Raw genomic sequence first — 21,920 nt, 5'->3', positions numbered from 1 at the left:
ACTCTCGTCGGCCATAAAGCGGTGTCTTTTTTCGAAAATTGTAACTAAAAATCAGTTGCAGATCCGTAATTTGTGCAATTGAATAGAATTGGTGAGTAAATTCGAAAAGTCGCTTCGTAGGCTGAAATCGAAACCCAAGGATTTTACATATGGTGAATTAAGAAATATCCTAACTGGGTTAGGTTATACCGAAGTAAACCAAGGGAAAACTTCAGGCTCAAGAGTAGGTTTCATAAATGAAGAAACAAAGCATTTGATCAGACTTCATAAACCGCATCCGGGGAATATTTTGAAAGCTTATCAGATTGAATTAGTGCTGGATGAACTAATGAAGAAGGGAATTATATAATGAAGGATATTTTAAACTATAAAGACTTTATCGGATCGGTTCATTATAGTGATGAAGATGAAACTTTTTACGGGAAATTGGAAGAAATAGACGATCTGGTTACGTTCGAAGGAAAATCGGTTTCGGAACTAAAAAAATCCTTCAAAGATTCGGTGGACGATTATATTTCCGTGTGCGAGAAGCTTAAGAAGCCATTGTTCAAATCTTTTCGTGGAACATTTAATGTTCGGATCAATCCGGAACTTCACAGAAAAGCCGTAAGGAAATCGCTTGTACTTGGAATTTCGCTGAATCAATTCGTGCAGTCTGCGATCGAAAAAGAAATATTGAATCCTAAATCTCCGAAAGCAAAGACCTAAAGAAGCAAACGATCGATTCCGGCGCGGCCACAATAGGATCACTAGCGGATCCGCGTTCCGACCGCGCGGCCTTTCGCTCAGCTCTCGTCGGTCATAAAGCGTTTCTTCTCTTCCTCGGAAAAACGGAACGGACGTTTAGAATGAAGGTCCATGAAAATCCCGTAAAACTTGCCTCGACAAACATGAATCTCAACGCCCCCTTCCGTACGGAAAAGATCCTGGATGAACAGGAGCCTATTCTTCTCTCCCTTTTCCACACGGGTTCGAACGGAAACCGTTTCCGGGAAAACAAGGGAATCGAAGTAATCCAAAGTGGCCTTATAAATGACGGGCCCGACACCTTTACGATTCAATTCTTTCAGATCAAAGCCTGCTTTGATAAACGACTTGATCCTCGCATCGTCCAGATAGTATTGTAGGGAGGAAAGATATGGGTGGTTCTCCGGACTGATATCCGTCCAACGAAGCGGAACGGAATGCTCGAAAAACCTCCCTTCTTTGTTCAACTCGGGCGGCCGCGGTTCCTGCCCGGGAGAAAAGACGGAAAACTTGGCAAAGGCCGCAAATACACCATCCGAAGACCGGTACATCTCTTGGCGGATCTCCCAATTCCCTTGCGGGTCCTCCGGAAAAGACGTCAGAATCCGAATGGACTCCGGGTGCTTTAATTCCGCCTTATATTCTAGAAAAACCGAGCCGAAGGGAGAGGGAAGATTCTTTGCTCGAGTCGGAAAAAAGCCTGCTTCGGCAAAAGCCGCCTCTCTTGCTTCCTCGAAATAACTTTGGTACGTGCCGTTATTCACATGACCGTTCACATCCAAATCCGCCCTGCGAACGGGCAAATCGAAGGTAAACGACTGCAAACCGAAGGTTTGAGATTGAAGTCCTAAGGTTTCCATCCGATCCTCCCGGGAGACCGATCGGTCTACCCGCATAAACTTAGAGTAAAAAGGTGGACAAATCTGTCTACTCCTTTTATACTCTAAAGAACCGATATGGACCGCAATTCGCAAGGAAACCTTTCCCTGCGGGAAGATTCCCCTGCCAAGGACAGAATCCTAACCGCAGCCTTGGATCTCTTTTACGAGAAGGGGTATCCGAATACCGGAATCAATGAAATCTTAGAGCATGCCGGAGCCTTTAAGAAAAGCCTGTACCGTCATTTCCCTTCCAAAAAGGACCTGGGTAGAACTTACTTGGCGACCCAGGAAAGGATCATTCTCGCCTTATTCCAAAAACTGATGGATAGAAAATCTTCTTACCCCGACTTCATCCACTCTTGGATGCGAGTGGTAAAACGCGGAACCGAATCCACCTTCCGGTTCGGATGCCCGGTCGCGAACTTCGCGAACCAGACGCATGACGAACCCGAGCTACAGGAATTAACAGGGGAGTTTATCCGACGTTGGACGGAATTATTCGAGACGTATCTACGGAAAACGTTTCCCGATACGAACCGGGACAAAATAAGCAGGACTACCGAGTCGATTTTATTGTACTACCAGGGAACCATGCAGGTATACGGAATGACCGGAGATCCGAAATATCTTCAAAAATTGGAAAGAGAACTATTGAGATTGGAAGCAGATCTGACCTAAGACCGCTTGGGTAGTTTCAACTTTCTCACCCTTTCGATATGTTCGAATTGCGCGTTCTTTGCGTCTTCCAGGAATTGTCGGATCGCCTTCAGTTCGTCCATGGAGTACTTGGATAAATTCCGTTTCCCGACTTCTATAAAAGGCCCCCAGATCGAGCCGATACTGGATTCCCCTTTCTTCGTGAGTTCCAAAAGGATTCCCCTGCGATCCAAAGGATCCGGTATCCGCTTGGCATAACCTGCATTTTCGATTCTATCCAGCGCGGTCGTCATGGCTCCCCTGGTAAGCCCGGTGACTCTCGCAATCTCGCTAGGAGAAACGGATCCATTCCTGAAGATAATACCCAGACATTTCAGATCGGTACGATTCAGCCCCATCACTTCTGCTGCGGTATCATCAAATGCCTCGGAGGCATCCTGGAATAGCATAACGGCCTGGCCTATCGTCTGAATGATTTCGTTTTTCATAGATTTCCGACTCGTTGCAAACCTGCACTCCGTTCCTGCGTAAAATCCCACCGAAAGAGCAAATAGTCAAGACCTTCCATTTTTTGCAAATCCCCCCATATTCCATTTTTTGGACCCCTCCCTGAAATCCAGCTTTTTCTTTAAAAAGAGGTTGACCTTTTTCAGGTATTTCGTTTTTCATATAGTTTGATTTTATTACTATATAAAAATCAAACATGTATGTCGGTCAGTCGATATCTAAGACCGGGTAAATAAAAGGAGAAAACTATGGAAAATCAAGATGAACTCAAATACCAGGAACTGTTCGGGAAATGGCACGGCTGGGCTTCCCCCGTGGGCCTCGGAATCTTCTTCCTAAGCCTCGCTCTATCCGTTTTAGTTCTGAGTACTGCCATCAAGAAATTGACGGAAGCGGGGGAAAAAGGGGTGGAGATCCAACAGAGGTTAAAAGCGGAGTAGGCAGGAACTCCTAGACGAAGTCCCTTCTGCCCTCCCTTTCATATAAAAAAAAGAACCGACGGAGAGGAAACCCTACCCGTCGGTGGGAATGGACGTAAAATACGACCGCGAACAAGAAGCGGTTATAATGGACCCTTCCCGATTCCTTCAAGTAATCGCTTCCGCCGGTTCCGGAAAGACTAAGACCATGGTGGGAGTCGTGGAAAGAAGCCTCGAACAGGGAGTCGGAGCAGAGGAAATACTTGTGCTCAGCTTTACCAGAAAGGCAGCTGGGGAAATCCGAAACAGAATCCTACACCGTGTCGGACGCACAAACGTCCGGGTCCATACTTTCCATTCCTTTTGCTTCCAAGCTTTGGCCCGTTGGCACCCCGATTTCCGAAAGCGCACTCCGAGTATCGTGCTCCCCATGGAAAAAAACGCTTTTTTCCGGGAATGGTTCCGGAAAGACCCATTCTTGGTCGGAGGAATTCCGTACGAATTATTGGCGGATCTGCGAAGCTTGCCTGAGGACTTTCCCAAGGAATGGTACGAGGAATTGCAGAAAGATTACCGTGCCTACAAAACAAGTACGGGAAAACTGGATTTCGACGATTTAGTGCATTTGTTTCTTCGCTCTCTCGAGGAAAGAGAACCTTGGACGGAAATCCCTAGGAATCTCTTGAAAAAAATCCTGGTGGACGAATTCCAAGATACGAATTCGGAACAGCTCGTTTTTCTACGCAATCTAAGCGAAAGCTCTTCCATCGTCGTAGTGGGAGACGACGCTCAGAGCATCTACGGATTCCGTGGAGCGGATGTGAAATTGTTCCTGGATTTTCCTCGATTCTTCCAAGGAACGAGCCGACATTTACTCATTACAAATTACAGATCTTTACCGAAGATTGTGGAAGCATCCGACATTCCGATCCGGAAAAACCGCGGCAAAATTACGAAAGAAGTCCGCGCCCATAGAAAAGGGAAAGCGTTCGTCGGTAGAATTTTGATCAACGGAATCCCGGACCTTTTCCCGTTTTTGGAAAACGCGTACCTCACCTGCGGAAAAAATTGGAAGATCCTCTGTAGGTCCAACCATAGGATCCGGGAATACCTCCGCGCGGGAATTCCGGAAGACTTCCTGCTGACCATCCATAGCGCCAAAGGACTGGAATTCCATACGGTCTTCGTGGACTTAGCGGACGGTTGGAACGTAAAGTGGACTTCATCCGAGGAAATCCTGGAAGAGGAGCGCAGAATCCTTTACGTGGCCTTGTCCAGAGCCGAAGATAGCCTTGCAATCGTGGGGTCTCGAACGAGGAATGCACGCGAAACGGCGGAGGATCTTTTTTTTTCCTATTTCGATTCCCTACCCCTATGGAAGAAACCTCCGCAATAGGCGTCTTGTACTTTGCAGTTTCAAGTCTCCTTGCGATCCTGTATTTAGGAGAAGAGAATGAAATTTTTTCTAATAGAACTGCGCTATACTTCCTCTTTGGAAAAGATCGAAGCTGCGGTCGTAGAACACCGCGCATTTTTGCAGACGTTGTACGACAGAGGGATCCTATTACTTTCCGGCCCGAAGGAACCTCGAATCGGAGGAATGATTTTAGGAAAAGCGAACTCTAAAGAGGAAATGCAAAACTTACTCCGAGAAGATCCTTTTCAGAAGCAAGGATTAGCGGAAGTATCATTTACGGAATTCCATCCGGTTAAATATCAGAAATTTCTGGAGAATTGGATTTCGGCCCCATAACCGAAAAAAAATCGAATCTTGTTCCTTACGGGCGAAAAAAAACCGACCTCCCGACTCCTTGCGGAGCGGGAAGCGGGAAGCAATTGGATTGGATGGGTGCTACTTAAATGGTGGCCAATGCGGCGTTCGCTAATTCGTATCCGCCGGTCTGATCAGGGTGAAAACCGGGTTTAAAATACAGGAGCGCCATAGAAGCCAGCGACGGATACAAAACTCTTCCTATGGGCCGGGAGCCGTTGAGATCTTGAAAATACTTTCGGATCCCTACTTTCTTATCCGCCAAAAGGAACCAGTGCTGTAGAAAAATCGAATATCCCCAGAAGATCAGGGAAGCGATCAAAAAGCCGAAAATACGCAAAACATAACTTTTTGATATCGTTTGGAGAACGTCGTAAGCTACCGATTTATGCTCGATCTCTTCGCAGGCATGCCAAAGCAATAAGTTTCTCATCTCCCCTTCCGCATTGTCGTACAACCTATGCCTGAGTACTACTTCTCCCATGCTAGCCGTATAATGTTCCAACCCTGCGGTTACGGAGAGTTTCAGTTTCTTTCCGAACAGGAACTCCAATACGGGAACCAAAAAATCAAAAGCGGTCCACACGTAGAACTTCAACATGGCTCGGATCGGACGCCCTTGGGCTTCCAGAATCTCCAGAGCTTTTTCATGTTCCTTTCCATGCTGGACTTCCTGACCGATGAAAGCCTTCACACGGTTCTGTAATCCAGGATCGGTGACACGGTCCGAAAAAGCCTTTACGCTCTTGATAAAGAAGCGCTCCCCTTCCGGAAACAGTACATGATATGCATTCACATTATGTGTGACGAAGGAATTATTCGCCACATAATGATCGGAGATCTTGTCCAAACCGGAAAAGTCCATCTTACGGACCGTAGGCGATTGTGCGTCTATCGGCTTTAAATTTTTACCTTTCACTTTCGTTTCTAAGCTCATTGAATGTACCCGTTCGATTCGTTTATATAGTTGCGAGAGCGGCGTTCGCCAATTCGTATCCACCGGTTTGGTCCGGATGGAAATCCCTTTTGAAATAAATTCCGAAAGATTTGGATATATCGGTCCAAAGTAGGGAAACGTACGGACCCGCGTTCTTCATGTCGGCGAAATACCGTTTCAGACCTATGTTCTTATCGGATAGGATAAACAGATGCTGGATAATCACTGCATATCCCCAAAACATAAAGGAAGCGATGATAAAACCGAAAACCCTCAGTAGATAACTTTTGGATACCGTTTGGAGAACGTCGTAGGCGACGGACTTGTGCTCGATCTCTTCACACGCATGCCAAAGCAATAAGTTTCTCATCTCTCCCTCCGCTTGGTCGTGAAGGTTGTGACGAAGAGAAATTTCCCCCATAGTCGCGGTATAATGTTCTAACCCGGCGGTTACGGAGAGTTTCAGTTTCTTTCCGAACAGGAATTCCAGGATTGGCCAGAAAAAGGAATAGGCGGTTTTCACATAGAATTTCAGGATCCGAGAGACCGGATAACCTTTCTTTTCCAGCATTTCCAACGCTTTTTCATGTTCCTTTCCGTGTTGAACTTCCTGACCGATAAAAGCCTTCACACGGTTTTGTAGTCCTGGATCGGTAACTTGGTCGGAAAAGGCTTTTACACTCTTGATAAAGAAGCGCTCTCCTTCGGGGAAAATAATATGATAGGCGTTTACCGTATGAGTGACGAAGGAATTCCCGGCGATATAATAATCGGAAAGCTGGTCTAACCCTTCGAAATCCATTTTGCGTACGCTCGGAGACTTTGCGTCGATCGGTTTGATATTTCGCTTTTTAGTAGTTGTTTGGACGGTCATTGGTACCTCCTCCAGTTTCCACGTCGACTTTTGTAGCGCTTACTATAAGCCTATGACGTTCGAATTGCACGCCGATCCCGGAAAATCCTAGCCGATTCCGAAATCTGCCTAGATTAATTCTGATTTTTAGCCTCAAAAACAGGGTTCACCGACGGAAAATCGTCCGGTTTTCTCTAAGAATTCCTTGGGATTGATTCGGATACGTTTTCGATCGGGAAAAAATGAGTGAAGAAAGGCCGAATCGAAAAGGCTTTACGATAGGAGTCGCATCATAATACTGGTCGCTACCGGGGGGATTAGCTCAGCTGGTTAGAGCGCTACCTTGACATGGTAGAGGTCACTGGTTCGATCCCAGTATCTCCCACCACCCGGAACTCCCTTCTTACTTCTTTCCGAAATAAAAAAGAAAAACGGGACTTATTTCCCGCTTTGGTCTTGGAACATAAAGCTGGTCGCCGGCATTTTAAATCCGATCACACTAGCGAGGTCCTTTTTAATCTGTTCTCGCACGATCGGCTCATGTTCGATCAAAAGAGCCTCTCTCAGGGAAAATTCGCCTGCTTTCAGATCCACCTCTCCCACGGCTACGGAAGTCCTGTAACGAACCATAGGCGATTCGTCCTTCAAGAACGCGCAAAGATCGTAAAACTTCTGATTCGCGATCCGATTGTTGGAAACGATAGCGTTCAGAATCGCGACTTTTACGAAGGCATTTTTTTCCTTTTCTAGGGCCGAATTCAATTGAGCCAAGGATTCCTTCCGTTTCTGGTTTTTGAGACCGTCAGCGGCAGCGGCACGGATATAGAAATTGGGATGGCTTAAGCCCGTTACGATGGTATCTTCATTCTCTTTCGAATAGGGCAAAAGACCCAAATTCCGAACGACTTCCCCCACGGAGATCGTCAGGTTATAACCTTCCGCAGAACTGAAATTCGGGAGATCGGATTCCTGAACTTGAGGAGACATGCGCTTGAACTCTTCCACCAATCCGGGAGCGGCCAAGTCCAATTCCATCGCACCGAGCGCCTGAGCGATGGCGAATTTTAAGGAAGGAGAGTTCTCTTCCGATTTAGGCACCTTGGGATTTCCCTTTAAAGCGTCCAAAAGAGGGCGAACCGCCAATTTGCTTTTTACGAATTTCAGATACTCGGCAGCCTGGACTTTCTCCTCTAATGTACCGCTTTCCAATTTGCGGACTTGCTCGAAGAACAATCGATCCAGTTTTTCGTGAATGGGTTCCTTTGCGGAAACGGAATTGGATATGAGAAGAATAGCGCAAAAGAATAGGCTGGAAAATCTAAAAGCGGACATGGTCCCCCCTTTCCCATAGAGTATCGGAGATCGGAAAGTCTATCTTGACAGATTCGACGTAAGAAACGGGCTTCAGATGGAATCTTTGTCCCGAACCTGCTCCGCGATCTTCCGAATTTTCTCGGAAAAGTCCTCTACCGCCAATCCCTTTTCGCCCCCATCTTCCAGTTCCCGACCGACTTTTTTGAGCTCTTCTTGGATTTGTTCCCGATTTTCACTGGCTCGGTGAGCCAAATGGGTAAGCAGGTCTTCCCGGTAGCTCTTCACCTCTTCCAGTTTCAATTCCCCTAGCGCCACCATGCTCTGCAGAATCTTATCCATCTTTTCCCGGGTCAGGTAGGCCAGGCCGATTCCGCCGAGCACCAGACGTCCGAATAAGGCACTGATGTTTTTTCCCGTTTCCCGTATCAGGGCGGAAAGCATATAGTTGGAAAATTCCTCGTTTCTCTGGCCTAGGCTGACCTTTAAAAAGGTTTGGCCTAGGATTTTAGGAGTGATGTCCTGGCCGGTCATATTGTCCACGACCTTGATTTCACTTCCGGCGATGATCATCTCCGCAACGTCTTCGAGGGTGATAGTTTTGCTCGTCTCGGGGTCGTACAACCTGCGGTTTGCGTATCGTTTGAGTACTTTCATTTTGGCGTTCGCCTATTCTTTGGAAAAATCCGAGACCGATGTGAAAAGAACCGAGACCGAATCAAGGAAAGATCGTTTTTTGAATCGGAACACCTTTCTAGTTGCGGGTTTTTCGCAACGCACTAATTCTAGGATCGGGTTAAAATCCCCGAGGTCAAGGAAAAAACCCTACTTTAGAATTCGGCATGAATCTACTTTCCGACGTTTACCTTCTACGACGACTGACTTCCGAAGAAAAAGAATTTCTATTGGCCTTATTAAAGTGGAAAGGAATTTCCGTTTCGGAATGGGTGAAGTCTTCGGGATTTCCCTCGGTTTCCAGGGAAATCTTGGTGTGGAAATCGGACTCTCAGCCGGAAGATTTATCCGTCGTCAAAGATTGGTCGAGGGAACCTTGCCTGATCGGAAGATTCGACCCGGAGGAAAAGAACGCATTTTTAAGAGCAGGCGCAAATCGGATCTACGATCTCAATCTTTTTCCCTTAGAGGAAATTCCTTTCTTCCGCCCCCAGAGACCCATGCATCCGGAAATCCTGTTTTTCACCCGGGACGAAAATCTGTATTATAAATATAGGTCCTTGCTTAGAGCCGGAGGGTCCAATGCCTACTGGTGCCGGGACGAGTTCGGTCTACCGAATCTTCTGAAGGAGACGAGACCCGGACTTCTGGTATTGGACGCGGAATCTTTTTCCACCAGAGAATTGGTGGAAAAATTGAAGCCTCTCTTAGGAGTTCCTTTTTTTCCACTTAGTTTCTGTTTGATAAATTTCGGAAGAGAAAACGTTTATACGGATCTGGCGAGAGGGCTAAAGGATTTATCCAAAGCCTTCTTTTCTCCCGAAGACCTGCTCCTCTTTTTACGCGATCGACTAGCCTTATCTTCGGAAGTGGAAACTTCCGGATACCAGGCGATCGTTTGGGGAGGATCTCCCCATAATATTCGGGAATACGAATTCATTCCTATCCCAAGATTTCCGGAAGGCAATGCGGAACTCATCGAAAACCGAAGGATACGCAGATTATTTCTTTGGTTGGGAGAAGGAGCCCAACGAGGAGATTCTTCTTTTTGATCGAGGCCGGAAACGATTTCAGTTCGATTCCGCTTTCAAACGATCGAATACCTGCAAAAACAAATCCACGGGCTGTGCGCCGGAGACCGCGTATTTTTCGTTAAAAATATAGAAAGGGACTCCGGTGACCCCCATCTGTTTTCCGTCGGTTTCTTCCGATTCGATTTCCGCAATGAGGCGATCATCCGCTTTCACGGCCGCCAACTCGGATTCGGGAACACCGGCTTCCTTCAAACTCGCAAGAATCACGGAATCTTCCGACAAATTTTTTCCTTCGGAAAAGAAGTTCCTGAAGAATACCTCCGCCAGTTCCGATTCTTTGCCATATTTTTTGGCCTTTCGGATCAATGTGTGGAGCAGGAAAGTGTTGGGCTGGTGCCCTTTTTCCAAATTATGAAATTCTAATCCGTCTTGCTTCGCGATTTCGGCTACCCGTTCCGTCATGGATTTTACCCTTTCCAGCGAACCGAATTTAGAGACCATGTGAGCGTCCCGATCCGTTCCTTCCGGAGGTAGATCGGGATTCAATTGGAACGGTTTCCATTCTACTTGGATCTCGTCTGCTGGATGAGTTTCTTTCCATTTCTCGATCGCAGATTCGAGTCTTCTTTTTCCGATATAGCACCAAGGGCAGACTACATCCGAGTAAATGGAAATTGCGGTTTTCAAAAAAAGATCTCCTGTAATTCTTAGACTTACAAGACCTCTAAAAATTCCAACCTTTTTAATCGGAGTCCCGCAAAATAAAGAAATCGGAAGTTTAGGGTTTTCCGATACGAATTAATCCTCGTCCGAAATCTCTTCGGAATCCAGCTCCTCCAATCCTCTATGAGGAAACGCTTGTTCGTAGAATAAGGCCGAAAACAGATTGAAGTCCTCGTCTTCTGCCAGTTTCGCTTTTTCCCAATGCTCGTTTCTCCTCTTGATCAGCACAGAAATCGTCTCGTCTTCCAGAGAGAATTCCTTGGCTCCTCGATTCAATCTTCGGATCAGCCAGTTCAGGTTATGAAGGGTAAAGGAGCCCAGAAATTCCAGAGAAGCGAGAGAAGGTTCCCTCTTCATCAACGTTTCCGTATGATATAAGGGAATTCTTAAATAATGCGGGTCGTTCGTTTGGACGTACTGTTGGTAGCCGGAGGATATCGACTCGAAAAACTGCAAAGTATTCACGTAAGAAGAGTTGATCAACTTTTCCCGTTCCGGATGCAACCGAATGATCTCCATCAGATCGATAAAACGATCTTTGTTCAGAGCCTCTCTTAGAATCGAATCCTGAGGTGCGGGCCGAGGTTCCACATCGATCAACTTCACGAAAAGATATTTGATTTCATATGCGAATCTGGATTCCCTAGGAATATAGTATTCGATCCAGATCGGCTCCTTATAATAATGCACCAGCTCTTCCGCCGGTAAATCGGGAGTGACGCTAAGCGACTTGAGCTTCTTAACGTCGTCGGTGATGACCTTCTTACCGCCGACCCTCGTCCGAGAGCGCTTGATCTGACGGAGCTCGCTTTTATTCAGTAAAGGTTTCGGTTTGTAGGAGTCCATCTTAGAATCCTATCGGATCGGAAAGTCTCCGAATCCAGTTATCCCTTCGATTTCCGTTCCGACCGATCAAGGCCAGAAGATTTTCGCCCAAACCAACCTGAGGAGCATTCCGAATGGGCTCATGATTCCCGACTCCGCAAAACGAACATTGCCTCCTCCGTCGAGTATATAAAAACTGGGGTATCCTCCGATTCTCCAGTCTCGTAGCAACATAGGATTCCCTTGAATGACGGGAAAATCCACTCCTTTCATTCGGATATAGTCGTTTAACGCTACCTGATTTTCTCCTTCTTCCACGCTCAAAAAGGAAAAGCCCGTCCTATCCTTTAGTACGGAGGCGTACCATTTCACGACGGGAAGATTGATCGTGCAAACCTCGCACCAAGTCGCCCAAAAATAAACGACCGTCGTTTTTCCCTGTAACTCCGCCTTCTTTCCGCTAAGGTTCCTGAATTCCATCCCTTCGAGAGAAAGAACCGGCTTGGTATCCACGGCTCGAAACCATGCTAGAAAAAAGGTAGCCGCCAAGAGCAAAACCAGTGCTCCCCCGTATTGAAAGGCCGTCTTTGCTTTGGCATTCATCTTTCTATTAGACTCGAATCTAAAGATGAATGGGCAAACTTTGTCCGGGTCCAGAATACATGATCCAGACCACTAGTAATAGCCAGAAAAATCCCGCCGCGAGAACCCCGGCGTCCGTCAAAATGGCCTTAGTAGGATTGTGGCCCATATTCTTGATATAAATGATGTAGAGGGATCGGAAAATCGCGTATACTACGATCGGAATCGTGTAAACCATCTTATCGGTGCCTAAATTTTCGATCGTGGTCGGACTGGTAACGTACATTACATAGGTCACAAGAGTCATCGTGGCAACGATTCCCATCATAAGATCCAGAAAGTTGACCGAGTATTCCTCGAGAATCTTTCTATGTCCGACCGCCCCTTCTTCCAGGATAATCAGTTCTCCTCTCCGCTTTCCGAAGCCCCAATACAAGGCCAACATAAACGTACAAAGCAGAAGCCAGGACGAAAAACTGACCCCTACGACAACGGAACCGGCGATGGCCCTAACTACGAAGCCGATCGAAATACTCATAACGTCCAGGATCACCATGTGTTTGAGGAATCGACTATAGACGACGTTAAAAACAAGATAGAAAGTGACTAGATAGAAGAATTCCGGTAAAAGCTGAAAAGAAAGCAGAAGAGTACCGGAAAGTAAGATTGCGGTGAGCAAGAGAGCGACCGTCGGTGAGATGGCTCCCGAAGCAAGAGGGCGATGTTTTTTTTCGGGATGCAGCGCGTCTTCTTTGCGATCTAGAAAATCATTGATCACATACTGGCAACTTGCGGTGAGTGAAAACAGAAAAAACGCCGCAATTGCCCTCTCGACGGATTCTACTTCTCCCAGTTTTTTCCCGAAAATAATCCCGGCAAATAGGATAATGTTTTTAACCCATTGGTGAGGACGCAGAAGTTTCACGTAAGGGACTATCATTCTTTCTCCAGGGACAAATATCGTCCGTGAAGGACAAAATGCCGCCAATCGCGGATGTTTCAATTAAAATTAGGGCTGGGAAAGGTCTCCCCACCCTCTTTGGGCGGGGGCCGGTGCGGTGGTACCCCGAAGCGGTTCCCCAACGTGCGTAGCACACATTTGTTCGGAAGCAAAGCTCTTTTTATAAAATTCGTTGCAGGAACTCCTGCACGGAAATTGGGAAAAAATCCTACTTAAATGATGTTTTTATGATATAGAGTTGGCGAAATTCGTCCATAAGTCCACTGCCTCCCGAACCCGGGTGGGGGCCCCGAAAAACACCTAGTATACTCTCAGTCCCTGGCCCTAGCCTACCTGAATCTTGATTCCGTCATCCTTGGAGCCCAAGCTGCCGAGGCCGGAATGACCCGTAAACGCGATCAGCAGAGTAAACACTCCCACCCTTCCTACGTACATGATACAGGGGTAAAAGAATTTTTCGAGACCGGTGATATAAGGCGTCAGCCCTTTCGACAACCCCACAGTACCGAATGCGGACATCACTTCGAAAAAAATATCCTCTATACCGTGCCTGTGTCCGTTCGTGATCGTGATGACCAGCATAAAAAATACGATTGCTATCGTAGCCAAGAAGTAAATCCGCGTAGAGATCGCTACGGAGTTTTTGGAAACCTCTTCCCCCATTACCATCACTCTTGCTTGGGGATTAATTACGTTTCTTAAATACATCAAAAGAATCATGAAGGTGGTAATTTTGATACCTCCTGTCGCCCCCTGCGGCCCCCCACCGACAAACATTAGGGAGCAAAGAAGGACGTAGGTCGGACTCCGAATTTCGGAAAGATCGAATGTGTTGAACCCCGCCGTTCTGGAGGAGACGGAAAGAAAGAAAGAATTGAACAATTTGTCCCAAAATCCGAAAGGACCTAAGGTATCCGGATTGTCCCATTCCGAAAACAGAATGCCCAAACCGCCGACATGGACCAATATTAAAGATCCATAAAGAATTACTTTCATCTGGATCCTGTTCGATTCTCCATGGAGGGCCTGTCGATAAAGATTCAGACGATCTTCCGCCCAAAACGAAAGCCGGATCAACACTAAGTAAAGCCAGGAAGGTTCCTTTCCTTCTTCCAGCGCTCGAGACATGAGATAGGTTTCGGTCGCCACTTCTACACGGTTCATGATTTTACGGAAGGCTTCCAAAAGCATCTTTTCGAAGAAAATGATGACCGGGAATCCGATACCACCCATGACGATCAATCCCTCGATAACCAAAAGACAGATCGGTTCCCTGGCCAAAAACGTCACATCGTCGACGATAGAAAAGCCCGCATTATTAAATGCTGAAACTGCCGTAAACAGACTTAAGAAAAACCTGTTGGGATTTCCGGGCAAACTGCTCAGATCAGCAGGCATCGTAAGATATAGTAGAAAGGCGCCTAGCAATTCCAAAGAGACGGAAATATTCGCAATGGCAAATAGGATCCGGCGGACGTAGTGGGCCTTCCGGGAGGACTTTTCCAATCCGTCGTCTTCCCCGTCCGCGGTTTCATGCGAATCGATGGCTTCGAAAACGAATGCAGCGATCCGAGTGCTCCGTGACAAACCTCTTACAACGAGAATACCCACCAATACGGTAAACGTGATAATCCCCAACCCACCGATCTGGATTAGAAACATCATGATCACTTGGGTGGAAAAAGCGAGTTCGCTGACGGAAACTGTCGTCAATCCCGTGACGCAGATCGCGGAAGCGGCTAGATAAAAAGAATCCGGATAACCCAACCGCCCCGATTCGGACGCGTAAATCATAAAGGAGCCGACAAGAATTGCTGCCGCGAACCCGAGACAAAGGATTCTCGCAACCGAAAGCAATAAAAATGCCCGGGCGATCCGATTGATGTTTCTCTTCAAAAATTTGATCGGTTGCATGAGGAAAGGGAAACCCGCTTTCGAAGGGATATTTTTTTAAAAGAAAGAACTGCGGCAATGAAAAACCGGCGGGAAAGTCTTAGAAGCGAGGATTCTAATAAGAATATCTTTACAAATGAGGGGGTTCCAGAAATCTGGTAAGAATGGGGGCACCTATATTCTAGGAGACCCCGGCGTTATTATAACTCCAACTTTATCTACGAGGATCTTATGAGCACTGCCGTTGCGGATTTTAAAGCGAGTGAAAAACTCCTAAAAACCAGGAACATAGGGATTTCCGCCCACATCGACTCAGGAAAGACCACCCTGACGGAAAGGATTCTTTTCTATACGAACCGTATCCACGCCATCCACGAAGTTCGTGGTAAGGACGGAGTCGGCGCTAAAATGGACAGTATGGAACTGGAAAGAGAAAGGGGAATCACGATCCAATCCGCTGCCACCTACTGCCAGTGGAAAAACCATACGATCAACATTATCGACACTCCAGGCCACGTGGACTTTACCGTGGAAGTGGAAAGATCCCTTCGGGTATTGGACTCCGCGATTCTCGTGCTTTGCGGAGTTGCCGGAGTACAATCCCAATCCATTACCGTGGACCGTCAGATGCGCCGTTATAACGTTCCTCGTGTGGCGTTCATTAATAAACTGGACCGGACCGGTGCAAACCCGTTCCGCGTGATTGACCAGCTCCGCGAAAAACTGAAACATAATGCTGTTGCCGTGCAAATCCCGATCGGCTTGGAAAACGACCTATTAGGAGTCGTAGACCTGGTTACGATGAAGGCCATCTATTTCGAAGGAAAAGACGGGATGCAAATCACGGAAAAGGAAATTCCGGCTGAAATGCAAGAACTCGCCCAAAAGAAACGGGAAGAACTTCTGGACGCTGCTTCCATGTTTTCGGACGAACTGACGGAGGCAATGCTGGAAGGTGAGCCTACCGTGGAGCAAATCAAAACCGCGATTCGCAATGGAACGATCGCACTGAAATTAACTCCCGTATTCATGGGTTCCGCGTTCAAAAACAAAGGAGTACAAAAACTCCTCGATGGAGTCTTGGATTACCTCGCTTCTCCCGTTGACGTAACGAACAGAGCTCTGGACGTGAATAACAACGAAGAGCAAGTGGTTCTTCCTTCGGATCCGAACCGTCCTTTAGTTTGCCTAGCCTTCAAACTGGAAGACGGACGTTACGGACAGCTTACCTATGTCCGAGTCTACCAAGGAAAAATCCAAAAAGGTATGACGATCTACAATATGTCGAATAACAAAAAGCATAACGTAGGTCGACTCTGCCGGATGCACTCCGACGAAATGGAGGATATCGATTCTGCGGAAGCAGGAGACATTATCGCTCTCTTCGGGATCGATTGCGCCTCCGGAGATACGTTTACCGACGGAAAAATGAAAGTTTCCATGGAATCCATGTTCGTTCCGGCGCCGGTGATTTCTCTCACTATCGAAGCGAAGGAATCCAAACACCTGAACAACCTTGCAAAGGCGTTGAACCGCTTTACCAAGGAAGACCCGACATTCCAAACCCACGTGGACCAGGAGTCCGGACAGACCATCATCAAAGGAATGGGAGAACTTCACCTGGAAGTTTACATCGAAAGGATGAAGAGGGAATACGGCGTCGAGTTGATCACGGGAGCCCCCCAAGTGGCTTACCGCGAAACCATCACCCAACGTGCGGATTTCGATTATACCCACAAAAAGCAAACCGGTGGCCAGGGACAATTCGGTCGCGTAGCCGGCTTCATCGAACCGATTCCTTTGGAAGAAGGAAAAGATTACGAATTCGTGAACTCCATCGTCGGAGGATCGATTCCGAGGGAGTACATTTCCTCCGTGGATAAAGGATTCAAAAGCTGTCTGGATCGGGGTAGCATGATCGGCTTCCCGATTATCGGAGTAAAATTGACCATCAACGACGGTTCCTACCACGACGTAGACTCTTCCGATATGGCATTCCAAATCGCAGGCCGCTATGCGTTCCGCCAAGGTTTCTCTAAAGCCAGCCCGCAGATTCTGGAACCGATCATGAGAGTGGAAGTAGACGGCCCGGCGGAATTCCAAGGCGCGATTCTCGCCTCTTTGAACCAAAGACGGGGAATGATCCTGAATACCACCGAACAGGACGGATATTGCAAAGTGGAAGCGGAAGTGCCCTTAGCGGACATGTTCGGATATTCCACCGTAATCCGTTCCTCCACCCAAGGAAAAGCGGAGTTTTCCATGGAATTCTCCCGTTACGCCCCGGTTCCACGGAACGTCGCGGAAGAATTGATGAAAAAATACAAACCCAATTCGAAAGACGAAGATTGATCTCTCCGACTCCGAAATTGGATTTTTCCTGAGAAAGGGAGCCATCGGCTCCCTTTTCTTTTTCTACACCTAGGATTTAGCCGATACCAAATGTATGAGGATCCGCTTTCGACTAGGGTCGATTTTGCTGTTTTGTATTTGGGCTTTTACTTCCGACGCCCGTACCTCCCGAGCCGGAACCGTCCCCTCCCGAACCCACAAGGTCCAAAATAAGGAAACTGCTTTTTCCATCGCAAAAAAACACGGATTGGATTGGAGACTTCTTTTGGAATGGAACGGCAAAAAAGAATCCGACGGATTGCGCACCGGCGAAGTATTAAGATTGCCTCCCGATCCGTCCAAAGGTTCAGGACGATCCTCGGCGGGAACAGAATTCGCGGTAAAACAATCCCAGCCTAGATTCGGAAAACCGTTGGGAAAACTTCCTCCGATCGCCCTCCCTTTTTCCACGACGAGTCATTATCCAAATAAAGGGGTTCTGTTCAAGGTCGGCAGGCACAAAGAAGTTCGTCCAGTGACCGAAGGAAAAGTAGTTATGGTGGACCGTATGGAAGGATACAGGAAATATATTATTTTGGAGCATAAGGGGGGATTTTCCTCCGTCTACGCCAACCTTCGGGCCGTGTCCGTAAAGGAGGGAGAAATCGTAGGCAGAAACTCCTCCATGGGTGAACTCGAATCCGGAAGAGGATTGTACTTACAAATCAACCAAGGGAACAAGGCCTTGGACCCTATGTCCGTAATCGTTCGATGAAAAGAATTTTACGTAAAATTCCGATGCAAAGATAAGGTTTCGATCCGATGGAATGGGAGATAATAAACGCAAACGCCGTGACTCCTTCGGGAGTCGTTGAAGACGCTTCGATTCGCATAAAAGGCGGTCGAATTCTTTCTATCCGAAAAGGAAAATCCACGGATTCGATTCCTATCCGAATCAATCTGGGCGGACTTTTCGTTTATCCCGGATTGATCAACGCACATGACCACCTCTTGGGTTCCTATTTGCCGAAAGTAGGAACCAACAGGCCATACACGAACTGGTTGCCTTGGGACAACGATCTAAAGTCCTCCGTTATTTTTGCGGAAAGACAACAATTGGAACCGGAACAACTTTATTTTTTAGGATCCTATAAGAACCTAATCAGCGGAGTTACTTCCGTATTGGACCATGTCCCCCACTTCGTGCAGGAACCTTTCCTGGATACGGCGCCCGTCCGCATTTTGAATCGATATACGCTTTCACACAGCATCTGTTCCTATTCTTTGGGTTGGGGAGAAGGCCCTACCCAGGAATACGAAAAAGCGAAACGGGAGAATCTGCCGTACGTGACCCATATCGCGGAAGGATTCGACGAGGAATCGGAAAACGCCGTCCGCACCCTGCAATCTTTGGGCGCCTTGGGAGAACATACTGTTTTAGTGCACGGACTTGCCTTCGACGGAGAAGATATCAAATCCGTCGCCAAAGCCAAGGCTCATTTCGTATGGTGTCCCGAATCCAACTTATTCACGTTCGGCAAGACCGCGGAAATCAGGGCCATACTGGAATCCGGAATCAACGTGAGCCTCGGAACGGATTCTCCGTTTTCCGGATCCCTGAATCTCTTACAGGAAATCAAAAACGCGCGATCTTTTTTCCGAGAGAAATACGGCGAAGATCTGGATCCAAAAACGGTCTTTCAAATGGTGACTTCCCATCCTGCAAAAGCGCTGCGAATTTCCGAGGATTTAGGAAGTTTGGAGGAAGGAAAAATCGCCGATCTAACGGTTTTATCTTCCGACAAGACGGACGCGTACGAAGCTCTGTGTTCCGCGGATCTCGGATCGGTCCGTCTGGTCGTCAAAGAAGGCGTTCCTCTGTACGGGGATCTTGCTTTGAAAGAATTTTTCGACGAAACCGGAGTTATCGGACGCGAAATAAGGATCTCGGAGACCGATAAATACCTTGCAGGAGATCCCCTAGGGTTGGTAGAATCGGTCACCCGGGCCCTTGGTTACAAAAAGGATTTGGCATTTTTTCCTGTCGGGTAAGATTTAGAGTGGAAGGTAACGGTCTTGGCTGGGCCCATAATCCGAAATTATAAAGGCGGCTCCATTATTTACTTCGAGAAAGATCGATCGGAGGATATCTACGTCCTCAGGAACGGTCGTGTCGTTCTCACGTACACCGCGATCGATACGGGTTACGAAGTAAAGGAAGACGTAAGGTTAGGCGAATTCTTCGGCGTAAAATCGGCCCTGGGCAAATACCCGCGGGAAGAAACCGCCCAAGTGGTCGGAGGAGCAACGGTACTCGTATTCAAATTACACGAATTCGAGATCTTCGTATCCGAAAAAACCCATCTCATCCTCAAAATGATGAAGGTTTTTTCGAGCCAACTCCGGCAGGTCCATAAGAAACTGCGCGAAATTCTAGGACAGGCCGAAGCGAGAAACCCTGCGTTCGAACTGATGAACGTAGCGGAAGTATTTTACAAAAACAACAACTTCGAGCACGCCGCATACGCGTTCGGCAAATACCTGGAGCATTATTCCTCCGGTCCGTACGCCGGTAGGGCGGCGGAACTCTTGGATTTGGCCAAAAAGGGAAATCCCTATCCTATCAATATGCCCCCGCTGGTATACGAAGCAACCGCGAGTCCTCGTATGACCCAGGAAGGCCTGCAAAACATCATGAAACTCGCATCCGAAAAGCCGAGCATGGGTTCCGGGGTAGACAACTCCATCACTTCCCTGTACAATCGCGCGCATACGTTTTTGAATGTGGGCAAATTCGAGGACGCGATCGGCATATTCAAGGAACTCACGGGAAGGAACGACTTCAAATACGATAGTGAAAAGAAACTTGTGGACAATGCTTTGTTTCAGATGGGCGTATGCTTGCTAAAACTCAATAATTTGGACACCGCGAGTAATACGTTTTCCACATATATCAAAAAGCATCCCTCCGGGGAATCCGTCAAAGAATCTCTGTTTCATTTGGCCGAAATCGCGGAAATGCAAGGAGATCGACAAAGAGCCGGCATGCTCTTCGGAAAAGTCGCCCTACTTCCTCCGGAACGCGATAGCCTCTCACAGAAGGCGAGACAAAAAGCCAAGGAGCTCAGCGCTTAATGGATCTAATGCTTGAGTCGATGTTTTCCAAGTTCGGCAAGACGTACGAACCGAACCAAATCATTTTCTGCGAAAACGAACCGGGAAACGATTTTTATCTGATTCAAACGGGCAAGGTTAAGATCACCAAAACTGTCGGCAATTCCATCAAGACCTTGGATATATTGGAGCAAGGAGATATCTTCGGCGAAATGGCGATCCTGGAGGAGCAGCCGAGGAGCGCGACCGCCATTGCGATCTCGGAAGTAAAGGTTTTGAACTTTAACCGAGCCAATTTCGAACTTCTGCTGACCAAAAACCCGACTCTGGCGTTGAAGATCCTGACGATCTTCTCCGTCAGAATCTACGATGCCAAGCGTCGCCTTCTTATACTTCTTCTGGATGATATCACCGGCAAAGTGGCCGACGTATTCCTAATGCTATACGAAAAAATGCATACGCATACCGATTTTAAGGAAGTGGTTCTCAACGTTTCGGTGGAGGATGTAGCTGATTGGTGTGCTCAACCGGTGGGCGAAGTCCAAAAAGTGGTCAACCAGTTCGCCAAAAGCGGTAAAATAGAGATCTATACCGACAAAATCGTAATTCACAATATCAACGACTTCCAGAGAATAGTCTCCCAGAAGCGCAAACCGGGTTAGACCCGGCTCGCAAGAATTCCCCGATCGGGGAAAAAATCGTCGGTCCCGTAGCTCAGGTGGACAGAGCAGAAGTTTCCTAAACTTTTGGTCGGAGGTTCGAATCCTCTCGGGGCCACCAGTCATATGATTATGCAGAATTCCGAGGACAGCGTCCTAAGCCTTTTAAAGAAATCGGAAGAATTTCTCAAAAGAAAGAATATACCCTCTCCTCGCTTGGACGCGGAACTTCTCTTGGCGGATCTTCTGAAAATCCCGAGAGTAAAACTCTACGTGGATTTTGAACGTCCCTTGTCTCTCGTAGAAAAGGACGCCTACAGAGAAAGGATTCTCGAACGATCCAAATCCCGTCCTACGGCTTACATCATCGGAAAAAAGGCCTTTTTCGATTCCGAATTTTACGTGGATCAGAACGTTCTGATCCCGAGACCCGAAACCGAAGAATTAGTCGCATGGGTACTCGAGGATTCTTCTAAAGGACAGGACTCACAGGAAGTCCTGGATCTCTGTTCCGGGAGCGGTTGCATCGGAATCAGTTTGGCCAAACCGAAAGCAGGTTGGACCCTTCACTTTTCGGACGTTTCTCCGGAAGCGATGAGCGTTACCAAACGCAATAGTTCGGAAATCTTAGGGGGAAACCGTAAGATCGAATTTTTCGAAAGCGATCTTTTTTCCTCCATTCCTAAAGACAAATCCTTCGATTGTATCGTATCGAATCCTCCCTACATTCCCGAAAAGGAAAAAGCGGAAATCATGCCCGACGTATTGAATTACGAACCCCATCTCGCGCTTTTTCTTTCCGATTTCGAGGAATTTCACGTTAAACTGTTAGGCCAGGCCCTCCCCTTTCTGAAGGAAGGAGGACGCTTGTATTTAGAAACACATCCGGACTATTCAAGCTGGCTAAGAGAAACAGCGCTTAAGGTCGGTTATTCGGACGTTATCCTGCGTAAAGACCTTTCTTCCAAGGAAAGATTCCTTCGCTTAACGAAGTGAAGCCACAAAAAAGGGGTCGGAATTCCGACCCCTAAGATGGTTCG

At 47.3% G+C, this 21,920-nt stretch carries 24 protein-coding genes and 2 tRNA genes; 15 read left to right on the top strand and 11 right to left on the bottom strand.

Annotation, left to right across the window (positions count from 1 at the left end; all coding sequences use genetic code 11):
- The first annotated feature begins 91 nt into the window (after positions 1–91).
- Positions 92–349 carry a type II toxin-antitoxin system HicA family toxin gene (locus tag EHO60_RS03215; protein ID WP_135766743.1) on the top strand — a complete coding sequence of 86 codons (258 nt, stop codon included), beginning with the start codon at positions 92–94 and terminating at the stop codon, positions 347–349.
- A complete protein-coding gene (locus EHO60_RS03210) occupies positions 349–708 on the top strand; it encodes a type II toxin-antitoxin system HicB family antitoxin (protein ID WP_135766742.1) in 360 nt (119 codons plus the stop codon). The genes EHO60_RS03215 and EHO60_RS03210 overlap by 1 nt, the downstream gene beginning before the upstream one ends.
- Positions 709–785: 77 nt before the next feature.
- Here the strand turns inward: EHO60_RS03210 and EHO60_RS03205 are convergent, their stop codons facing one another.
- Positions 786–1,607, bottom strand: a complete 822-nt coding sequence (locus tag EHO60_RS03205; RefSeq protein ID WP_135766741.1) for a thioesterase family protein — start codon at positions 1,605–1,607, stop codon at positions 786–788.
- A gap of 96 nt (positions 1,608–1,703) precedes the next feature.
- Here EHO60_RS03205 and EHO60_RS03200 point away from each other — a divergent pair, with 96 nt between their 5' ends.
- On the top strand, positions 1,704–2,306 hold the full coding sequence (locus EHO60_RS03200) for a TetR/AcrR family transcriptional regulator (protein ID WP_135766740.1): 603 nt from the start codon (positions 1,704–1,706) through the stop codon (positions 2,304–2,306).
- Here the strand turns inward: EHO60_RS03200 and EHO60_RS03195 are convergent.
- Complete coding sequence (locus EHO60_RS03195) at positions 2,303–2,773, bottom strand: MarR family winged helix-turn-helix transcriptional regulator (RefSeq protein ID WP_135766739.1); 471 nt, start codon at positions 2,771–2,773, stop codon at positions 2,303–2,305. The genes EHO60_RS03200 and EHO60_RS03195 overlap by 4 nt on opposite strands.
- 267 nt (positions 2,774–3,040) lie before the next feature.
- Here EHO60_RS03195 and EHO60_RS03190 point away from each other — a divergent pair, with 267 nt between their 5' ends.
- The 3 genes from EHO60_RS03190 (at position 3,041) to EHO60_RS03180 (ending at position 4,964) form a co-directional block, all read left to right on the top strand.
- Positions 3,041–3,232 carry a hypothetical protein gene (locus EHO60_RS03190; RefSeq protein WP_135766738.1) on the top strand — a complete coding sequence of 64 codons (192 nt, stop codon included), beginning with the start codon at positions 3,041–3,043 and terminating at the stop codon, positions 3,230–3,232.
- Positions 3,233–3,320: 88 nt separating this feature from the next.
- Positions 3,321–4,607 (top strand): UvrD-helicase domain-containing protein, encoded by a 1,287-nt coding sequence (locus EHO60_RS03185; RefSeq protein ID WP_135766737.1) that lies wholly within the window; start codon positions 3,321–3,323, stop codon positions 4,605–4,607.
- Positions 4,608–4,664: 57 nt separating this feature from the next.
- Positions 4,665–4,964, top strand: coding sequence for a YciI family protein (locus EHO60_RS03180; protein ID WP_135766736.1), 300 nt, complete (start codon positions 4,665–4,667; stop codon positions 4,962–4,964).
- A 103-nt stretch (positions 4,965–5,067) separates the two neighbouring features.
- Here EHO60_RS03180 and EHO60_RS03175 read toward each other — a convergent pair whose 3' ends face one another.
- Together EHO60_RS03175 and EHO60_RS03170 are read right to left on the bottom strand one after the other, a co-directional pair.
- The gene (locus tag EHO60_RS03175; RefSeq protein ID WP_135766735.1) at positions 5,068–5,919 is read right to left on the bottom strand and encodes a metal-dependent hydrolase; all 852 of its coding nucleotides are present in this window, start codon (positions 5,917–5,919) and stop codon (positions 5,068–5,070) included.
- Positions 5,920–5,941: 22 nt separating this feature from the next.
- Entirely contained in the window at positions 5,942–6,793 is an 852-nt protein-coding gene (locus EHO60_RS03170; RefSeq protein WP_135766734.1) for a metal-dependent hydrolase, read from the bottom strand.
- A 290-nt stretch (positions 6,794–7,083) separates the two neighbouring features.
- On the opposite strand from EHO60_RS03170, the gene EHO60_RS03165 reads away from it, so the two are divergent.
- Positions 7,084–7,160, top strand: a tRNA-Val gene (locus EHO60_RS03165).
- A 50-nt stretch (positions 7,161–7,210) separates the two neighbouring features.
- On the opposite strand, the gene EHO60_RS03160 is transcribed toward EHO60_RS03165, so the two are convergent.
- The gene (locus EHO60_RS03160; RefSeq protein ID WP_135766733.1) at positions 7,211–8,104 is read right to left on the bottom strand and encodes a HEAT repeat domain-containing protein; all 894 of its coding nucleotides are present in this window, start codon (positions 8,102–8,104) and stop codon (positions 7,211–7,213) included.
- 72 nt (positions 8,105–8,176) lie between these two features.
- Entirely contained in the window at positions 8,177–8,740 is a 564-nt protein-coding gene (locus EHO60_RS03155) for a polyhydroxyalkanoate synthesis regulator DNA-binding domain-containing protein (RefSeq protein ID WP_135766732.1), read from the bottom strand.
- A 185-nt stretch (positions 8,741–8,925) separates the two neighbouring features.
- Here EHO60_RS03155 and EHO60_RS03150 point away from each other — a divergent pair, with 185 nt between their 5' ends.
- Positions 8,926–9,810 (top strand): hypothetical protein, encoded by an 885-nt coding sequence (locus EHO60_RS03150; protein ID WP_135766731.1) that lies wholly within the window; start codon positions 8,926–8,928, stop codon positions 9,808–9,810.
- An 18-nt stretch (positions 9,811–9,828) separates the two neighbouring features.
- On the opposite strand, the gene EHO60_RS03145 is transcribed toward EHO60_RS03150, so the two are convergent.
- From EHO60_RS03145 to EHO60_RS03125, 5 genes are all read right to left on the bottom strand, one after another.
- Positions 9,829–10,479, bottom strand: a complete 651-nt coding sequence (locus tag EHO60_RS03145) for a DsbA family oxidoreductase (RefSeq protein WP_135766730.1) — start codon at positions 10,477–10,479, stop codon at positions 9,829–9,831.
- Positions 10,480–10,590: 111 nt separating this feature from the next.
- On the bottom strand, positions 10,591–11,361 hold the full coding sequence (locus EHO60_RS03140; protein WP_135766729.1) for a hypothetical protein: 771 nt from the start codon (positions 11,359–11,361) through the stop codon (positions 10,591–10,593).
- A 66-nt stretch (positions 11,362–11,427) separates the two neighbouring features.
- The gene (locus EHO60_RS03135; RefSeq protein WP_135766728.1) at positions 11,428–11,943 is read right to left on the bottom strand and encodes a TlpA family protein disulfide reductase; all 516 of its coding nucleotides are present in this window, start codon (positions 11,941–11,943) and stop codon (positions 11,428–11,430) included.
- Between the two features lie 19 nt (positions 11,944–11,962).
- Positions 11,963–12,862: a decaprenyl-phosphate phosphoribosyltransferase gene (locus EHO60_RS03130; RefSeq protein WP_135766727.1), complete on the bottom strand. Its 900-nt coding sequence runs from the start codon at positions 12,860–12,862 to the stop codon at positions 11,963–11,965.
- 345 nt (positions 12,863–13,207) lie between these two features.
- On the bottom strand, positions 13,208–14,797 hold the full coding sequence (locus tag EHO60_RS03125) for a TrkH family potassium uptake protein (protein WP_135766726.1): 1,590 nt from the start codon (positions 14,795–14,797) through the stop codon (positions 13,208–13,210).
- Positions 14,798–15,007: 210 nt separating this feature from the next.
- Here EHO60_RS03125 and fusA point away from each other — a divergent pair, with 210 nt between their 5' ends.
- The 7 genes from fusA (at position 15,008) to prmC (ending at position 21,876) form a co-directional block, all read left to right on the top strand.
- Positions 15,008–17,128, top strand: coding sequence for an elongation factor G (gene fusA / locus EHO60_RS03120; RefSeq protein ID WP_135766725.1), 2,121 nt, complete (start codon positions 15,008–15,010; stop codon positions 17,126–17,128).
- 94 nt (positions 17,129–17,222) lie between these two features.
- Positions 17,223–17,882 carry an LIC_10271 family cell wall hydrolase gene (locus tag EHO60_RS03115; RefSeq protein WP_135766724.1) on the top strand — a complete coding sequence of 220 codons (660 nt, stop codon included), beginning with the start codon at positions 17,223–17,225 and terminating at the stop codon, positions 17,880–17,882.
- A 47-nt stretch (positions 17,883–17,929) separates the two neighbouring features.
- Positions 17,930–19,159, top strand: a complete 1,230-nt coding sequence (locus EHO60_RS03110; RefSeq protein WP_135766723.1) for an amidohydrolase family protein — start codon at positions 17,930–17,932, stop codon at positions 19,157–19,159.
- 24 nt (positions 19,160–19,183) lie between these two features.
- Positions 19,184–20,242 carry a tetratricopeptide repeat protein gene (locus tag EHO60_RS03105; protein ID WP_135766722.1) on the top strand — a complete coding sequence of 353 codons (1,059 nt, stop codon included), beginning with the start codon at positions 19,184–19,186 and terminating at the stop codon, positions 20,240–20,242.
- Positions 20,242–20,883, top strand: coding sequence for a Crp/Fnr family transcriptional regulator (locus EHO60_RS03100; protein ID WP_135766721.1), 642 nt, complete (start codon positions 20,242–20,244; stop codon positions 20,881–20,883). The genes EHO60_RS03105 and EHO60_RS03100 overlap by 1 nt, the downstream gene beginning before the upstream one ends.
- Before the next feature lie 41 nt (positions 20,884–20,924).
- A tRNA-Arg gene (locus tag EHO60_RS03095) sits at positions 20,925–21,001 on the top strand.
- Positions 21,002–21,012: 11 nt separating this feature from the next.
- A complete protein-coding gene (prmC, locus tag EHO60_RS03090; protein WP_135766720.1) occupies positions 21,013–21,876 on the top strand; it encodes a peptide chain release factor N(5)-glutamine methyltransferase in 864 nt (287 codons plus the stop codon).
- The last annotated feature ends 44 nt before the right edge of the window (positions 21,877–21,920 follow it).

It is taken from the genome of Leptospira fletcheri (genome assembly GCF_004769195.1).
Taxonomy (GTDB): domain Bacteria; phylum Spirochaetota; class Leptospiria; order Leptospirales; family Leptospiraceae; genus Leptospira_B; species Leptospira_B fletcheri.
Note: the sequence above shows the minus strand (reverse complement) of the source record. Positions and strands in the feature narration are given on the sequence as shown.

Excerpts from the sequence above, each read along its gene's own strand:
- EHO60_RS03205 (WP_135766741.1), bottom strand. The coding sequence starts at position 1,607 with ATGGAAACCTTAGGACTTCAATCTCAAACCTTCGGTTTGCAGTCGTTT.
- EHO60_RS03115 (WP_135766724.1), top strand. The coding sequence starts at position 17,223 with ATGAGGATCCGCTTTCGACTAGGGTCGATTTTGCTGTTTTGTATTTGG.
- EHO60_RS03200 (WP_135766740.1), top strand. The coding sequence starts at position 1,704 with ATGGACCGCAATTCGCAAGGAAACCTTTCCCTGCGGGAAGATTCCCCT.
- EHO60_RS03195 (WP_135766739.1), bottom strand. The coding sequence starts at position 2,773 with ATGAAAAACGAAATCATTCAGACGATAGGCCAGGCCGTTATGCTATTC.
- EHO60_RS03155 (WP_135766732.1), bottom strand. The coding sequence starts at position 8,740 with ATGAAAGTACTCAAACGATACGCAAACCGCAGGTTGTACGACCCCGAG.
- EHO60_RS03160 (WP_135766733.1), bottom strand. The coding sequence starts at position 8,104 with ATGTCCGCTTTTAGATTTTCCAGCCTATTCTTTTGCGCTATTCTTCTC.
- EHO60_RS03170 (WP_135766734.1), bottom strand. The coding sequence starts at position 6,793 with ATGACCGTCCAAACAACTACTAAAAAGCGAAATATCAAACCGATCGAC.
- EHO60_RS03140 (WP_135766729.1), bottom strand. The coding sequence starts at position 11,361 with ATGGACTCCTACAAACCGAAACCTTTACTGAATAAAAGCGAGCTCCGT.
- EHO60_RS03175 (WP_135766735.1), bottom strand. The coding sequence starts at position 5,919 with ATGAGCTTAGAAACGAAAGTGAAAGGTAAAAATTTAAAGCCGATAGAC.
- fusA (WP_135766725.1), top strand. The coding sequence starts at position 15,008 with ATGAGCACTGCCGTTGCGGATTTTAAAGCGAGTGAAAAACTCCTAAAA.
- EHO60_RS03135 (WP_135766728.1), bottom strand. The coding sequence starts at position 11,943 with ATGAATGCCAAAGCAAAGACGGCCTTTCAATACGGGGGAGCACTGGTT.
- EHO60_RS03125 (WP_135766726.1), bottom strand. The coding sequence starts at position 14,797 with ATGCAACCGATCAAATTTTTGAAGAGAAACATCAATCGGATCGCCCGG.
- EHO60_RS03190 (WP_135766738.1), top strand. The coding sequence starts at position 3,041 with ATGGAAAATCAAGATGAACTCAAATACCAGGAACTGTTCGGGAAATGG.
- EHO60_RS03100 (WP_135766721.1), top strand. The coding sequence starts at position 20,242 with ATGGATCTAATGCTTGAGTCGATGTTTTCCAAGTTCGGCAAGACGTAC.
- EHO60_RS03210 (WP_135766742.1), top strand. The coding sequence starts at position 349 with ATGAAGGATATTTTAAACTATAAAGACTTTATCGGATCGGTTCATTAT.
- EHO60_RS03185 (WP_135766737.1), top strand. The coding sequence starts at position 3,321 with ATGGACGTAAAATACGACCGCGAACAAGAAGCGGTTATAATGGACCCT.
- EHO60_RS03150 (WP_135766731.1), top strand. The coding sequence starts at position 8,926 with ATGAATCTACTTTCCGACGTTTACCTTCTACGACGACTGACTTCCGAA.
- EHO60_RS03110 (WP_135766723.1), top strand. The coding sequence starts at position 17,930 with ATGGAATGGGAGATAATAAACGCAAACGCCGTGACTCCTTCGGGAGTC.
- EHO60_RS03180 (WP_135766736.1), top strand. The coding sequence starts at position 4,665 with ATGAAATTTTTTCTAATAGAACTGCGCTATACTTCCTCTTTGGAAAAG.
- EHO60_RS03130 (WP_135766727.1), bottom strand. The coding sequence starts at position 12,862 with ATGATAGTCCCTTACGTGAAACTTCTGCGTCCTCACCAATGGGTTAAA.
- prmC (WP_135766720.1), top strand. The coding sequence starts at position 21,013 with ATGCAGAATTCCGAGGACAGCGTCCTAAGCCTTTTAAAGAAATCGGAA.